This is a genomic window from Streptomyces sp. Ac-502, from assembly GCF_045222935.1.
GTDB classification, from domain to species: Bacteria; Actinomycetota; Actinomycetes; order Streptomycetales; family Streptomycetaceae; genus Streptomyces; species Streptomyces monomycini.
The window spans coordinates 4,847,890-4,861,806 of sequence record NZ_JBHFFO010000001.1; the positions used below are offsets into that span (position 1 = coordinate 4,847,890).

The 13,917-nt window shown below is 72.3% G+C and carries 10 protein-coding genes and 2 pseudogenes; 5 read left to right on the forward strand and 7 right to left on the reverse strand.

What is annotated here, in order from left to right:
* Positions 1-93 precede the first annotated feature (93 nt).
* A complete protein-coding gene (locus ACEXOX_RS21740; RefSeq protein ID WP_406522663.1) occupies positions 94-999 on the forward strand; it encodes an enoyl-CoA hydratase/isomerase family protein in 906 nt (301 codons plus the stop codon).
* Between the two features lie 86 nt (positions 1,000-1,085).
* Positions 1,086-1,759 (forward strand): annotated as a pseudogene (locus ACEXOX_RS21745) (flavin reductase family protein).
* A gap of 157 nt (positions 1,760-1,916) precedes the next feature.
* Here the strand turns inward: ACEXOX_RS21745 and ACEXOX_RS21750 are convergent.
* From ACEXOX_RS21750 to ACEXOX_RS21760, 3 genes and pseudogenes are all read right to left on the reverse strand, one after another.
* Positions 1,917-2,984 (reverse strand): alcohol dehydrogenase catalytic domain-containing protein, encoded by a 1,068-nt coding sequence (locus tag ACEXOX_RS21750; protein ID WP_406522664.1) that lies wholly within the window; start codon positions 2,982-2,984, stop codon positions 1,917-1,919.
* On the reverse strand, positions 2,984-4,159 hold the full coding sequence (locus ACEXOX_RS21755; RefSeq protein ID WP_406526426.1) for an acyl-CoA dehydrogenase family protein: 1,176 nt from the start codon (positions 4,157-4,159) through the stop codon (positions 2,984-2,986). The genes ACEXOX_RS21750 and ACEXOX_RS21755 overlap by 1 nt, the downstream gene beginning before the upstream one ends.
* Positions 4,160-4,420: 261 nt before the next feature.
* A pseudogene (locus ACEXOX_RS21760) lies at positions 4,421-5,323 on the reverse strand (SDR family oxidoreductase); the annotation flags it as partial.
* A 192-nt stretch (positions 5,324-5,515) separates the two neighbouring features.
* Between ACEXOX_RS21760 and ACEXOX_RS21765 the strand changes: the two are divergent.
* Positions 5,516-6,457 carry a cyclase family protein gene (locus ACEXOX_RS21765; protein WP_406522666.1) on the forward strand — a complete coding sequence of 314 codons (942 nt, stop codon included), beginning with the start codon at positions 5,516-5,518 and terminating at the stop codon, positions 6,455-6,457.
* Between the two features lie 333 nt (positions 6,458-6,790).
* On the opposite strand, the gene ACEXOX_RS21770 is transcribed toward ACEXOX_RS21765, so the two are convergent.
* From ACEXOX_RS21770 to ACEXOX_RS21780, 3 genes are all read right to left on the reverse strand, one after another.
* Positions 6,791-7,264: an ATP-binding protein gene (locus ACEXOX_RS21770; protein WP_406522668.1), complete on the reverse strand. Its 474-nt coding sequence runs from the start codon at positions 7,262-7,264 to the stop codon at positions 6,791-6,793.
* 413 nt (positions 7,265-7,677) lie between these two features.
* Positions 7,678-8,742 (reverse strand): acyl-CoA dehydrogenase family protein, encoded by a 1,065-nt coding sequence (locus ACEXOX_RS21775; protein ID WP_406522670.1) that lies wholly within the window; start codon positions 8,740-8,742, stop codon positions 7,678-7,680.
* Between the two features lie 9 nt (positions 8,743-8,751).
* Positions 8,752-9,888 (reverse strand): acyl-CoA dehydrogenase family protein, encoded by a 1,137-nt coding sequence (locus ACEXOX_RS21780; RefSeq protein WP_406522672.1) that lies wholly within the window; start codon positions 9,886-9,888, stop codon positions 8,752-8,754.
* Positions 9,889-10,156: 268 nt separating this feature from the next.
* On the opposite strand from ACEXOX_RS21780, the gene ACEXOX_RS21785 reads away from it, so the two are divergent.
* On the forward strand, positions 10,157-11,551 hold the full coding sequence (locus ACEXOX_RS21785) for an IS701 family transposase (protein WP_406522674.1): 1,395 nt from the start codon (positions 10,157-10,159) through the stop codon (positions 11,549-11,551).
* A 67-nt stretch (positions 11,552-11,618) separates the two neighbouring features.
* Entirely contained in the window at positions 11,619-12,710 is a 1,092-nt protein-coding gene (locus ACEXOX_RS21790; protein WP_406522675.1) for an IS630 family transposase, read from the forward strand.
* 163 nt (positions 12,711-12,873) lie between these two features.
* Here ACEXOX_RS21790 and ACEXOX_RS21795 read toward each other — a convergent pair whose 3' ends face one another.
* Entirely contained in the window at positions 12,874-13,425 is a 552-nt protein-coding gene (locus ACEXOX_RS21795) for a serine/threonine protein kinase (RefSeq protein ID WP_406526694.1), read from the reverse strand.
* Positions 13,426-13,917 lie beyond the last annotated feature (492 nt).

The following is a 13,917-nucleotide window of genomic DNA, read 5'->3' on the forward strand; positions in this document are numbered from 1 at the left end:
CGCGCGAGCGGACCGGCGGCCCGCGCGGCCGCCCGGGCGCTCGCCCTCCCGCGCGCTCTCACCGTCGACCACAGAACTCGGAGCCGCCTCACCATGGCCCCCACCCCCGATTCCCCCGATTCCGTCTCCGCTGATTCCTTGATACTCCACACCACTGACAACGGCGTGCTGCAGATCACCCTCAACCGCCCGGCCGCCCTCAACGCCATCACCCCTGACCTGCGCGAACGCATCATCGAGCATCTTTCCGAGGCGTCCGCCGACCCGGACGTGCGCGCCGTCGTCGTCACCGGAACGGGCAAAGGTTTCTGCGCGGGGGCCGACCTCCGCGGCGGGCCGGGCGGCGGTGGACCGAGCGGCGGTGGGCCGGGCGGCGGCGAGCCGGGCGGTAGCGGGCCAGACGGCGGGCCGAGCGGCGCGCCGCCGCCCGAGCGGGTCGCGGGCGACGTGGCCCGCCTGATCCGGCGCGGCGCCCAGCGCCTCGTCTCCGCCGTACTCGACTGCGAGAAACCCGTCCTCGCCGCCGTCAACGGCACCGCCGCCGGGCTCGGCGCGCACCTCGCCTTCGCCTGCGACCTGGTGGTGGCGGCCGAGTCCGCCACGTTCATCGAGGTGTTCGCGCGCCGCGGTCTCGTACCGGACGGCGGCGGCGCGTACCTGCTGCCCCGGCTCGTCGGGCCGCAGCGCGCGAAGGAGCTGCTGTTCTTCGGCGACGCCGTCACGGCGGCCGACGCCGAACGCCTGGGGCTGGTCAACCGAGTGGTGCCGGACGCGGGACTGAAACAGGCCGCGCAGGACTGGGCGGAACGGCTCGCCGCCGGCCCGACCCGGGCCCTCGCCCTCACGAAGCAGTTGGTCAACGCCTCGATGCACGGCGACCGCGGCGCGGCGTTCGCGGCCGAGGCAGCGGCCCAGGAGATCAACATGACGACGGCGGACGCACGGGAGGGGGTGACGGCCTTCGTGGAGCGCCGTCGGCCCACGTACCGGGGGCGATGAGGGGGTGGGAGCGGGGAGAAGGGCCCGCCGCCCTTCCTAACTGACGGCCCGTCAGGTTCAATGGAGCCATGATGGGACACGCCGGTATGGCAGCCATCGCGGTGCGCTATCTGCGATCGGTCGGCGCGCCGACCTCGGCCGGGGCTCCGGCCACGGCCCCGGACCCGGCCCCGGACCGCGCCACCACCACACCGCCGCGCCCTGCCCTCAGGGCCGTACGGGAGGACGAGCGCGCGCCACTGGACCCGGCGGCGTTCCGCGACGTCCTCGGCCACTTCGCCAGCGGCGTCACGGTCGTCACCGCCCCCGCTCCCCCGTCCGCCCCCGCGCCCTGCGCGGCCGGCACCCCACCCGACGCCCCCGCGGGCTTCGCCTGCCAGTCCTTCGCGTCGCTCTCCCTCGACCCGCCGCTGGTCACGTTCATGGTGGCCCGTACGTCCACGACCTGGCCCCGGATCGCCCGCGCGGGCGTCTTCTGCGTCAACATCCTGGGCGCGGACCAGGGGGCCTGTGCCGAGCCTTCGCGGTCAGCGGCGCCGACAAGTTCGCGGGCGTCACCCACACGCCTGCTCCCGTCACCGGCTCACCGCGCCTGGCGGGCGCCCCGGCCTGGATCGACTGCACGATCCAGGCCGTGCACACCGGCGGCGACCACCTCATCGTCGTGGGCCGGGTCGCCGCCCTCGGCACGGACCCGGAAGCCGCCGGAGCCGGCCCGCTCCTCTTCCACCGGGGCGCTTTCGGCCGCTTCAGCGCGTAGGGCGGATCCGCCCGGCCGGAAGCCGGAGGGAGGCGGGCGGAGGGCGGCCGTACTGGCGGGCGGCACGCCGGCCAGTACGGTGGCCCGCCTCCCCGTACGTCGGCCCGCCGGCCCCCCTCAGAACGTCATCCCGTCATCCCGTCATCCCGTGATCCCGTCAGAACGTCAGCGCTCCCCGCGCCACCCGCCCCCTCCGCAGGTCCGCCACCGCCGCGTCGAAGTCCTTGATCGCGTAAGTCCTGGTCACCAGCTCGTCCAGGAGGAGGCGGCCCTCCTCGTAGAACCTCGCGTACCGCGCGACGTCGCGCTGCGGGCGGGACGAGCCGTAGCGGCAGCCCAGGATGGACTTGTCCAGATACATCGACGAAACCAGGAACGACGCCTCGGCGGTGGCCGGGGGCACGCCCAGCAGCACCGCCTGACCGTGCCGGCCGAGGACGTCCACGGCCTGCCGGATCAGCTCCGTACGGCCCACGCACTCGAAGGCGTGGTCGGCGCCGTACGGCAGGACGCCGCGTACGGCCTCGACGGTGTCCGGCGCCGCCGACGCGTCCACGAAGTGCGTCGCGCCGAAGAGCCGCGCCACCGCCTCCTTGGCCGGATCGACGTCCACGGCGACGCGCACCGAGGCGCCGGCCAGCCGGGCGCCCTGGAGCACGTTCAGCCCGACGCCGCCCGTGCCGATCACCACCACCGTGTCGCCCTGCTCCACCCGCGCACGGTTCAGGACGGCGCCGACCCCGGTCAGCACACCGCACCCGATCAGTGCCGCCGACGTCAGCGGTATCCCACGGGGAATCCGCACCGCCTGCACGGCCCGCACGACCGTACGCTCGGCGAAGGCCGAGTTGGACGCGAAGCTGTACACCTCCCGGCCGCCGTGCCGGAACGGCTTCCCGGGCATCCCGATCGAGGCGCGGCACATCGTCGGCCGGCCACGGTCGCACTCCGCGCACGTCCCGCAGTTGGCCAGCGTGGACAGCGCGACATGATCTCCTGCCGCTACATGTGTGACCCCGTCCCCCACCTCCTCGACCACGCCCGCACCCTCGTGCCCCAGCACCACCGGCACCGGATAAGGAATCGTCCCATCGACCACTGACACATCGCTGTGGCACAGCCCCGCAGCCCGGATACCGACCAGCACCTCGCCGGGCCCTGGCCCCCGTACCTCCAGGTCGTCCACGAACCGCGGCCGGTCACCCTCGAACATGACGCCTCGCATCACCGCTCCCGCCCTCCGCCGAGGCCGAGCACCCGCCCGGCAATGATCGTGCGCTGGATCTCGTCCGAACCGCCGTAGACCGTGTCGGCCCGGCTGAAGAGGAACCGCCGCTGCTCCGCGTCGAGTCCGTACGCGGCATCCGCCGTCCACGGCTGCGGACCGCACACCGCGCCCGCTCCCCGTACCTGCATGGCCAGCTCCCCCATCCGCTGGCGCCAGCCGGACCACAGCAGCTTCGCCACACTGGGCGCACCCGCGTCCCCGGCCGCCGGCCCGAGCGTGCGCAGCGCGTTCCAGCGCATCACCCGCAGCTCGGCCCACTGCCGTACGAGCCGGTCCCGCAGTACGGGATCGTCCACCGCCCCCGTACGCACCGCCTCACGGACGACTTCGCTCAACTCGGCGCCGAAAGCAACCTGTTGGGCGAGCGTGGAGACGCCGCGCTCCAGCGCCAGCAGCCCCATGGCCACCCGCCACCCGGCCCCGGGGCCGCCCACCACATGCCCGGCGCGCGCCACCGCCCCGTCGAAGAACACCTCGTTGAACTCGGACGTCCCCGTCATCTGCCGGACCGGCCGCACCTCGACGCGCCCCGGCTGGTCCATCGGCACCAGCAGGAAGGACAACCCCCGGTGCCGCCGCTCCCCCGGGTCGGTCCTGGCCAGCACGAAGCACCAGTCGGCCTCCCGCGCGAGCGAGGTCCAGATCTTCTGCCCGCTGATCCGGTACGTGTCCCCGTCCCGCACGGCCACCGTACGGACCGCCGCGAGGTCCGAGCCCGCGCCGGGCTCGCTGTACCCCTGGCACCACAGTTCCTCGCCCCGTGCGACGGGCGGCAGGAAACGTTTCCGCTGTGCGTCGTCCCCGTAAGCGATCAGCGTCGGCGCCAGCAGTTGCTCCCCGATGTGCCCCACCCGCTCCGGCGCACGCGCCGCGGCGTACTCCTCGGCCCACACCACCTGCTGCGTCAGCGAAGCCCCCCGGTTCCCAAACGAACCGTAAGCACGGTCCCACCCGATCCCGACCCACCCACAACGCCCCAACTCCCGCTCCCAGGCGAGCCGTACGCGATATGACTCACGCCCGGACAACCACTCCTCACACAGATGCTCCGCCAGCCAGCAACGCACCTCCCCCCGAAACACCCTGTCTGCGGCCCCCACCGAGAAATCCACCACACGCCTCCCACCGAGATCGGCCCCCACCCGCCCCTCCACCCACCCCTCACGGAAGGGAGCGGGCCGGAGCGGCCTGCCGCGCAGGCCCGCCCCCGAACCTTGACAGCCCGCGCAGCGACCACAGCCCGCCGCAGGCGCGCACAGGGCCGCCCCCGCAGGCGGACCGGCACCGGCGAACCGGAAACCCGCGCCCAACGAGCGCCACGCAGCCAAAGGCGAACCGGCACCAAAAACCGGGCCCCCGGGTGGCCTACACGTTGGGACGCCGCCCCCGGCCGCGTCAGCGGCCATCGCCTCCACCCGGGACAGCAACGGCATCGGATCGACCCCCACCGCCCCCGGCAGAAACTCCGCGATCTTCTCCGGCGTCCACCCACCCTCCGCGTACCCGGAGCGCAGCTCCCTCGGCTGGGCCCACACCGCGATCTTCGGCCCGGCGACCGTGTAGACCTGCCCGGTGATGCGCTCCTGCTGGGCGCGGTCGCTGAGCAGGTAGACGACGAGGGCCGCGACGTCCTCGGGCTCGCCGATCTCCGTCAGCTCCGTCGGTACGCCGGCGGACATCCGTGTACGGGCGACGGGGGCGACCGCGTTGGCGGTCACGCCGTACCGGCTGAGGCCGAGTGCGGCGCTGCGCACCAGCGAGATGACGCCGCCCTTGGCCGCGGCGTAGTTGGCCTGCGAGACGCTGCCCTGGTGGTTGCCGCTGGTGAAGCCGACGAGGGTGCCGGACCGCTGTCGGCGCATGACCGCCGAGGCCGCCCGGAACACGGTGAACGTGCCCTTCAGGTGGGTGGCGACGACCGGGTCCCACTCCTCCTCGGTCATGTTGAAGAGCATCCGTTCGCGCAGGATGCCGGCCACGCACGCCACGCCGTCCACGCGCCCGTAGCGGGTGAGCGCCGTGTCGACGACGCGCTGGCCGCCCGCCATCGTGGACACGTCGTCCGCGACGGCGACCGCCTCGCCGCCCGCCTGCCCGATCTCCTCGACCACCGCCTCGGCGACCTCGCTGCTCGGTCCGGCGCCGTCGACCGCCACCCCGTAGTCGTTGACGACCACCTTGGCGCCCTGCGCGGCGCAGGCCAGGGCCACCGCGCGCCCGATGCCACGGCCCGCGCCGGTGACGGCGATCACCTTGCCCGCCAAGAAGTTCCCCATGCCGCGCCCCTTCCCGCAGTTTCTGACGGCCCGTTAGATTTTTGAGCAGAGCCGCACCGAGCACAAGACCCGGCGCAGCCCGACGCGCACCCCGGCGCCGCCCGACACCCCGTGAAGCCCCTGAAACCCCCCGCCCCCCGAAACCCCGAAACCCCCGAAATTCCGAAAGCCCGAAGCCACCGAGGAGCCCCCATGCCACTCCCCGCCGAGTTCCACGCCCTGGCCAAACGCGTGAACAACTGGGGCCGCTGGGGCGCGGACGACGAGATCGGCACGCTCAACCTGCTCACACCCGACGTCGTACGGGAGGCCGCCGCCACCGTCCGCAGCGGCCGCCGCATCGCCCTCGCGCTGCCGCTGCGGCAGGACGGCGTACAGACCGGCCTGATCCCCGGCCGGGTCAACCCCCTGCACACCATGACCGCGATCAACCAGGAACTCTTCGGCCCGGGGACGGTCGCCACCTCCGACGACGCCGTCACCATGGGCCTCCAGGCGGCCACCCACTGGGACGGCCTGACCCATGTCTCGCACTCCGGCCGGCTCTACAACGACCGCCCCGCCGGCTCCGTCACCGCGCACGGCGGCGCCACCGTCCTCGGCATCGAGAAGGCGCCCCCGATCGTCTCGCGCGGCGTCCTGCTCGACGTGGCCCGCGCCCGCCGCGGGGATTCCGACGGGCCCGGGAGGCTGCCTGCCGACCACGCGGTGACCCCGGAGGACCTCGACGCGGCGGAGGAGCTGGCCGGGACGCGGGTACGGTCCGGCGACATCGTGCTGGTCCGCACCGGGCAGATCCAGCACTACCTGGCGGGCGACCGGGACGCGTACGCCTACCCGTCCCCCGGACTGTCGGTCCGTACGCCCGAGTGGTTCCACGCCCGCGACGTCGCGGCCGTCGCCGACGACACCCTCACCTTCGAGATCTTCCCGCCGGAGATCGACGGCCTCTGGATGCCCGTGCACGCGCTGCACCTGGTGGAGATGGGCATGATCCAGGGCCAGAACTGGAATCTGGAGGAGCTGGCCGGGGCCTGCGCGGAGGAGAACCGTTACGCGTTCTTCCTCACCGCGATGGCCGAGCCGTTCGTGGGCGGCACCGGCGCACCGGTGGCGCCGGTCGCGGTCCTCTGAGGCGGGTCACACGGGCCGGGACCACCCACGCGGGGAGGCAGGCCATACGGAAAGCGAGCCGTACGAAGCGGACGGGCGGAAGCGGACGGGCGGAAGCGGACGGGCGGCCGTACGGACAGCCGCGGCGCCCCAGCCGGGTGGCGGTACGCCGTGCGCACCCCGAGCGTGGCACCGCGGACCACCACCCGGCTACGGACACGATCCGCACTCGCCGAGGCCGCGGCCTCCCGGCCCTCGCACCTCGGCGTCCCCTCGCGGCGCATCGCTCCATCCCAGCGTGATCACGTGCACACGGCACGTCAACAACTGGTCCGCACTTTCCTCCGGTCAGCGTCAGGCGCGGTGCGGGACGGCGCAGTGCGGGTCGTACGTGCCCAGGTCCGAGCCCGCCGGCATCAGCATCGACTGCCCGCGGTCCACCTCGCACCAGATGCTCTTCCCGGTCCCCTCCCGCCGCCAGCCCCAGCGGTCCGCCAGGCCGTCGACCAGCTCCAGACCGCGGCCGTTCGTGTCGTCGCCGTCGGCACGCCGGGGGCGCGGCGCGCGGGTACTGCGGTCCGAGACCTCGACCCGTACGGTGCCCACCACGGCGCCCGAGCCCGAGAAGCACATCCGCAGCTCGGCGGGGTTCCCGGTATGCACGACGGCATTGGTGACCAACTCGGAGATCAGCAGGATCAGCGTCTCCGCCAGCGGCTCGTCGTCCCCTATGCCCGAGCCGGCCAGCCGCGACCTGGCCCACCTCCGGGCCCGCCCCACCTCCGCGGGGTCAGGCCGGACTTCCAACTGCACCTGAAGCACCTGCACCGCTCACACCATCCGAACCGGCGGACACATCGCCTCGCGCCTCCTCGGGGTCACACTCCGTGACCCCGGTGATGCACAGCATGGTTGACGTTCAGTCACCCCAACAAGCGCTTCGGGCATATTCCAGCGCAAGGGAGTATGCGTAGTGCATACTGTGCGACGCGCATTGCCGGGAGTCGAACAAGAGGGCTTCACACCCCTCCTTCGGGGGCGGGTGGAGCGCGTTCGGCATCCCGGGTCGGTCACCACGACCCCACGGGAACAGTTGCGCCTCAGAACCACTCGCACCCAAGGGAGCGTACCCGAGCGGGGCGCCGACTCCCCCTGTGACGAGTTACGCCTAGGACACAACCCGCTTTCGACCCTCCGTGACCGCTTGTGTGTACGGAGTCCGACATTCCGCACACAACCCGCTAGACACCGACATCGTCGGCCAGCAGCGCCTCGGCGAGTGCTTCCTCCGCCTTTCCGCCGCTTTGCCACTGTTCGACTCGGCACCACGCCCGTTTGAGATGGAGATGCACGTCGGCCTCCCAGGTGAAGCCCGTACCGCCGTGCACCTGGAGGCAGTCCCGGGCGTTGCGGACGGCGGCCTCGTCGGCGAGCAACTTGGCGCCGACTACGGGGAGTGACCGTTCGGTGAGCGAAGCGGCATATACGGCACTTCGCGCTATTTCCACTCTTATCAGCATCTCGGCGCACAGATGTTTCACCGCCTGGAACGATCCGATCCGCACGCCGAACTGCTCTCGGCTCCGGGCGTGTTGCACGGCCATCTCGACCGTACGGGCAGCGCTGCCCAGCTGGAGCGCCGCGGTCAGCAGAGCGGCCTCCCGGCGCAACCGGGGTACGTCCAGAGAGCGCGGCGCGCTGCGCGGGTAGGACGTCACGCGCGCGAGCGGCGTGAGGGGGTCGATCGAGCGGACGGCTTCCAGGACGGGCCAGTCGGGGGCGCTCCAGAAGGCTCTGCCGCGGGCGCCCGACGCCGGGCCACTCCACACCGGGCCGTCCGCCTCCGAACCGGCCGCCCCTCCCGGATCGCCACGCTCGCCGGGATCACCGGGATCACCGGGATCACCGCCCTCCAACAAGATCAACTCATCGCAGTCCCCAGGGTGTTCCCACAGACACTCCCCACCCCGCCCCGCATCGCACAGCCCCACCACCCGCTCCCCCGTCGCCACCCCCGGCACCACCCCCGCCAGCAGCTGCCCCGCCACCAGCGGCCCCGGCAGCAGCGCCCGCCCGGCCTCCTCGAAGACCAGCACCGCGTCCGGCAGGCCGAGCCCCACCCCGCCGTCCGCCTCCGGCAGCCGCAGCGCGAAGAACCCGGCCGCGCCCAGCTCACGCCAGAGCGCGCGGTCGAGCGCGGGGGCCTCCACCGCCTCCCGCAGCCGGTCCCTCCCGAAGCGCCGCGTCAGCAGTTCGCGGGTTCCGGCCTGCAAGGCCTGTTGATCAGCGGTGGGTCGGAGGTCCACGGCGCCCGTTCACCGTCCCTTCGGCAGGCCGAGGATGCGCTCGGCGACGATGTCGCGCTGGATCTGCGAGGTACCGGCGGCGATCGTGTACGAGAGGGACGACAGCCGGTCCGCCGTCCACTGCTGGTCCGCGTCCAGCGCGCCGCACGGCCCCAGCACCTCGGCGGCCGCGTCGTACAGCTCCTGGCGGACCTGCGAGTAGCGCAGTTTGAAGACCGAGCCGCCCGCGTCCGGCGCCCCGCCCACGTCCCGGGCCGCGCCGACGTTGCGCTGGATGAGCCGCCACAGGGCCATGAACTCGGCGTTCAGCCGGCCCAGCCGACGGCGCAGCACCGGGTCGTCCCAGCGCCCGTTCGCCCGTGCCGCGCGGGCCAGCAGGCCGAGCGTGCGGCGGCAGGCGACGACCTCGCCGACGAAGGCGGTGCCCCGCTCGAAGGAGAGCGTGACCATGGTGACGCGCCAGCCGTCGTGCTCGGCACCGACCCGGTTGGCCACCGGCACCCGCACCTCGTCGAGGAAGACCTCCGCGAACTCGGCCGGGCCGACGAGCGTACGCAGCGGCCGTACGGTGATCCCGGGCGCGTCCATCGGCATCGCCAGCCAGGAGATCCCCCGGTGTCGGGGCGCCTCCGGATCCGTACGCACCAGCAACTCGCACCAGTCGGCGATCTCCGCGTGCGAGGTCCAGATCTTCTGCCCGGTGACCACGTAGTCGTCGCCGTCGCGTACCGCGCGGGTGCGCAGGGCGGCGAGGTCGGAGCCCGCCTCCGGCTCGCTGAAGCCCTGGCACCAGACCTCGTCGCCGCGCACGACGGGCGGCAGCCAGCGGGCGCGCTGCTGGTCCGTGCCCTCGGCGGCGATGGTCGGTCCGGCGTGCAGCAGTCCGACGAAGTTGGCGCCCACGTAGGGCGCGCCGGCGCGCTCCGTCTCCTCCAGGAAGATCAGCCGCCGGGTGGGCGAGGCGTCCCAGTGCACGGTGCCGTACCCGGCGTCGTACAGCCGCCGCTGCCAGCCGAGGTCGTAGCCGCGCCGGCCCGGCCAGTCCAGCGGGTCGGGGCGGGCGGGCAGGTCAGGGAGTGCCTTGGCGAGCCACTCCCGCAGGCGGGCCCGGAACTCCTCCTCCTCGGGCGCGTACGCCAGGTCCATCAGGCGAGGCCGAGGTCGAGCGTGCGGATCGCGGTGCCGCGCAGCAGCTTGTACACGGTCTCCTCCTGGTTCCCCTCACGCGGTTCTTCCGTCCGGTGCCCGACGGGCGTGCGTGCGCCGTTTTCTGACGGAGCGTCAGTTATGAGGCTAGCCGCGCGCCCCGGAGCCGACAAGGCGCGGGGACGACGGCTAGCGGTGGTTTGTTGACGGCGGGTGGTGGTGGCGATATGCCGGAAGGGAGATCCTCAGCCTGTCGGTGGAGCGTGAGATGACCAAGCGACTGTCGTGTCCGCCCGCGCCCGGTCCGCTGGAAGCCTACGCCGCACGCTTCGACGACCTCTTGGCCACGCTGGCCCAGCGGCGGGGGTTTCGCGAGTACCTGGCCGGGCTGCTGCTGCCGCGGGACCGGAACAAGACGCTGACGTGCCTGGCCGGTACGGAGCCGGTGGCCGGCGCCCAGCATGCGGCGGTGCAGCGGCTGCAGTTCTTCCTCTCCGAGTCGACCTGGGACCAGGAAGCGGTCAACGCCCGACGGCTTCAGCTGCTGCTGACCGACCCGGCAACCGCCCCGCATGGGGGCGGGGTGCTCGTGGTCGACGATTCCGGCGACCGCAAGGACGGAAAGGCGACCGCGCACGTGGGCACGCAGTACCTCGGCTCGGTCGGCAAGACCGGTCGCGGTGTGGTCACGGTGACCACCTGCTGGGCCGACGAACGCCTCTACTATCCGCTGCACGCCGTCCCCTACACCCCCGCCCACCACTTCCCCGGCGGGAAGAACGACCCGGCCTTCCGCACGAAGCTGCAGATCGGGGGTGCTCTGGCCCGCCAGGCCGCGGAGGCGGGAGTGGCTTTCAGGGCGGTGGCCGCGGACTGCGCCTACGGTGACCACGACAGCTTTCGCCGTGACCTGTCCGCCGCCGGGCTGCCGTTCGTGATGGCCCTCAAACGCGGCCACGGCACCTGGCAGTACAAGGATGCCTTCCGGCCGGTCGATGCCGCCCGCGAACTGGCCTGGCACGGTCCCGGCCGCCCCGGTGACTGGACGCCGGTCACCCGCACTTTCCGCGGCGGGCGCACCGCCACCTGGTGGGCCGCCGACGCCCGCCTGGGATGGTGGGGGCCGGACGGCAACATCCGGCTGGTGGTGGCCACCACCGACCCGGCCACCCTGCCCGAGAATGCCACCTGGTACCTGGCCACCGACCTGCCCCGGCCCGGCTCACCCCGCGAGCAGCACAGCCAGCCCCCGGCCGCCGATCTCACCGAGGTCGTGCGGATCTACGGGCTGCGGCACTGGGTCGAGCAGAGCTACAAGCAGGTCAAGGACGAACTGGGCTGGGCCGACTTCCAGGTCCGCTCCGATGCCGCGATCCGCCGTCATCAGACCCTGGTCAACTGCGCTTTCTCCTTCTGCTGGGACACCTGGTTCGCCCCGGAACAGCCCGTGGGTGAACCGGAACCGGATCCTGGCCCAGAGAGGGGGCACACAGATGTCCCACCCGCCCCAGGCGGTCTGCTGGCCTCGCGCCATCCGCGCCGTCCGTGGCTGGCTGACGCCCTGGGCCACGCTGCAACGTTATTGGCGAGCGTGGACAACCAGGCCCCCGCCCACCGACCTCCAAGCCCTGCTCGACACCGTCGCCACCGGCAGACCCCTTGATCTCTACCACCCGCCGTCAACAAACCACCGCTAGTGTCCTGAGTCGGAGATTCGTCGTTGGTTGGGTATGAGTCGCCCGGGTCCGAAGATTGCGCCGTTGTCGGTCACTGATGCCCAGCGGGCTGTGCTGGAAGGTTGGGTGCGTCGGCGTTCGACGGCTCAGGCACTGGCCCAGCGGTCGCGGATCGTGCTGGAGTGCGCCGAGGGGCACTCGATCATGGAAGTGTCGCGCCGGCTGCGGATCGCCCCGGACACGGTCCGCACCTGGCGGAGGCGTTTTCTCGACCGCGGCCTGGACGGTCTGTGCGACGAGCCGCGGCCGGGTGTCCCGCGGAAGATCACCGATGCGGATGTCGAGCGGGTCATCGTCAAGACGCTGGAAAAGAGGCCGAAGAACGCCACTCACTGGTCGACGAGGTCGATGGCGGCGGCCACGGGCATGTCCCAGTCGGCCGTCTCGCGGATCTGGCGGGCGTTCGCCCTGGCCCCGCACCGCACGCAGACGTTCAAGCTGTCCACGGACCCGTTGTTCATCGACAAGGTGCGCGATGTCGTGGGGCTCTACCTCGATCCGCCGGAGAAGGCCCTGGTGCTGTGCGTGGATGAGAAGTCGCAGATCCAGGCGCTGGACCGGTCCCAGCCCGTGCTGCCGATGATGCCCGGGGTGCCCGAGCGGCGCAGTCATGACGATGTCCGGGCCGGCACCACGACGCTGTTCGCGGCCCTGGAGGTGGCGAGCGGGAAGGTCTTCGGCTCGCTGCACCGCAGACACCGGGCCGTGGAGTTCAAGAAGTTCCTGGCCAGGCTGGACAAGGAGGTCCCGGCCGGCCTCGGCGTGCATCTGATCCTCGACAACTACGCGACGCACAAGACGCCCGCGGTCAAGACGTGGCTGCTGGCGCACCCGCGCTTCCACCTGCACTTCACACCCACCAGCGCGTCCTGGCTCAACCTGGTCGAGCGGTGGTTCGCCGAACTGACACAGAAGAAGCTCAAGCGCGGCGTCCACCGCTCCGTACAGGCTCTCGAACGCGACATCCGGGCCTGGCTGGCCGACTGGAACGAACACCCCAGACCGTTCGTCTGGACGAAATCCGCCGACGAGATCCTCGACAAAGTCGCCGCCTACTGCCACCGGATCTCTGACTCAGGACACTAGGGCGTTTCTGATGGATCTCCGTGGAGCACACCGAGCGGCGTTCGGTGCGTGCTCTCGGTGCGCGGTGTGAAGGGTCATGTGGCGGAGCCACCTGTCCCTTTGCACCGTGCGGCGAGAGTGGGTGCCGGGCGTCGCGATGCCGCGGAGATCCGTCAGAAGCGCCCTAGTTGGGGCGGTAGGAACCCGTCGCCTGGTCGTAGAGGCGGTCGACCTCGCGGCGTTCGTTGTCCGGGCCGATGACCTGGATGACGTGGTAGCGACCCTTGTGGATCATCGCGAGGTTGCGTACGTAGACCTGGCGGCCGCTGCTGTCCTGCCAGGTGAAGGTGCCCTCGGCCATCGCGGCCCGGCCGACGTCGATACGGCGCAGGCCGGAGGAGCCGGACCAGCTGGACTCACGGTACGGGGCCAGTTCCGCCTCCTTGTCCTGCTGGTAGGCCATCGGGTCGGTGCCGTAGCGGGACGTGGTGTCGCGGCCGGGCACGATCAGCAGCTCGAAGTCGTTACCCAGGTAACGGATCTGGCCGCGCTCGTTCTCCTCGCGGCGCTGCCAGCCCTGGTGGACGGCGACCTGGAAGCCTTTCGGGTCCTTGCGCACCGCGAAGCCTTCGGCGAGGTCGGCGGGTTCGGTCGTCTGCGGCTGCTGTTTGCGTGAGCCCTGGTCGCCGGACCGGCTGCCGGAGCTGTCGTCAGGTGTCGAGCTCTGCGTGCCCACGGCGCCCTTGCGTTCACGGACGCTGTCCGCGCCGGCCTCCCCGAGCCGGCCTTCGGCATGAACAGCGCCGCGACCAGGATCGTGCCCACGACCAGGAGGATCACCAGCCCGACGAGAAGCAGCCCGAGGCGGCGCGGGCTGCGTCCACCCGGGGACGAGGCGCCCTCGTTCCGCCGGAGTTGCTTGGCGGGGCGGGGCTGCTTGGCCGGGCGCGGCTGCTTGGCGGGGCGGGGTTGCTTGGGGGCGCGGGCCGGGCCGGACCGGTGCGAGTGCTGGGTCGCGGCCGCTGCGTGCGGGGGCGGGGCGGAGTGGTGGGGAGGCTGGTGGGCGGGCGGCTGGTACTGAGGGGGTGACTGGGGCTGGGACTGAGACTGGGACGGGAATGAGGAGTGGGGCTGGGGCTGGGGTGTCGGTGGTGTGAGGGGCTGCGGCTGCTGCTCGGCGGGTGCTTCGGAGAGGCCGGTCTGGGCGTGCTGGGCGGTCTCCCGGAAG

What these genes read in the sequence shown, in the direction of transcription:
- ACEXOX_RS21740 (WP_406522663.1), top strand. Translation starts at nt 94, where the DNA reads ATGGCCCCCACCCCCGATTCCCCCGATTCCGTCTCCGCTGATTCCTTG.
- ACEXOX_RS21750 (WP_406522664.1), bottom strand. Translation starts at nt 2,984, where the DNA reads ATGCGAGGCGTCATGTTCGAGGGTGACCGGCCGCGGTTCGTGGACGAC.
- ACEXOX_RS21765 (WP_406522666.1), top strand. Translation starts at nt 5,516, where the DNA reads ATGCCACTCCCCGCCGAGTTCCACGCCCTGGCCAAACGCGTGAACAAC.
- ACEXOX_RS21780 (WP_406522672.1), bottom strand. Translation starts at nt 9,888, where the DNA reads ATGGACCTGGCGTACGCGCCCGAGGAGGAGGAGTTCCGGGCCCGCCTG.
- ACEXOX_RS21785 (WP_406522674.1), top strand. Translation starts at nt 10,157, where the DNA reads ATGACCAAGCGACTGTCGTGTCCGCCCGCGCCCGGTCCGCTGGAAGCC.
- ACEXOX_RS21790 (WP_406522675.1), top strand. Translation starts at nt 11,619, where the DNA reads ATGAGTCGCCCGGGTCCGAAGATTGCGCCGTTGTCGGTCACTGATGCC.